1 protein-coding gene is annotated in these 413 nt (G+C 78.7%); it reads left to right on the top strand.

The annotated features are described in order from the left end of the window. The coding region (locus tag GTR00_RS22580; protein ID WP_205706461.1) for a protease inhibitor I9 family protein at window positions 1-413 on the top strand (413 nt) is incomplete at both ends.

Genomic DNA, 413 nt, shown 5'->3' with positions numbered 1-413 from the left:
CTGCTGGCCATCACCACCACCGGCCTGCTCCTGGCCACCGCCCCCTCGGCGGCCCTGGCCGCCCCGCCCACCGCACCCGCCGCACCCGACACGGCCGACACGGCCGCCGGGTCGTACTCCGACGGCCGCTACGTCGTCGTCCTGGCCGGCGACCCCGTCGCGAAGGCCGACGGCTCCACCCCCGCCGAGCCGAGGCTGAGGTCCGCCCCCGGCGGCGGCGTCGACGTCACCCAGCGCGCCGCGCAGGACTACCGGCGCACCCTGCTGCGCACGCAGGAGGACGTCGCCCGCGCCGTCGGCGTGCGCCCGACGCAGCAGTACACGGTCGCCCTCAACGGCTTCGCCGCCCGGCTGACCGCCGCGCAGGCGCAGGAGCTGGCCGGCACCCCCGGCGTGCTGGCCGTCACCAAGGA

It is taken from the genome of Kineococcus indalonis (assembly GCF_009906395.1).
In the GTDB taxonomy this organism is placed as follows: Bacteria; Actinomycetota; Actinomycetes; order Actinomycetales; family Kineococcaceae; genus Kineococcus; species Kineococcus indalonis.
This window is presented reverse-complemented; position numbering and strand designations above follow the sequence as displayed.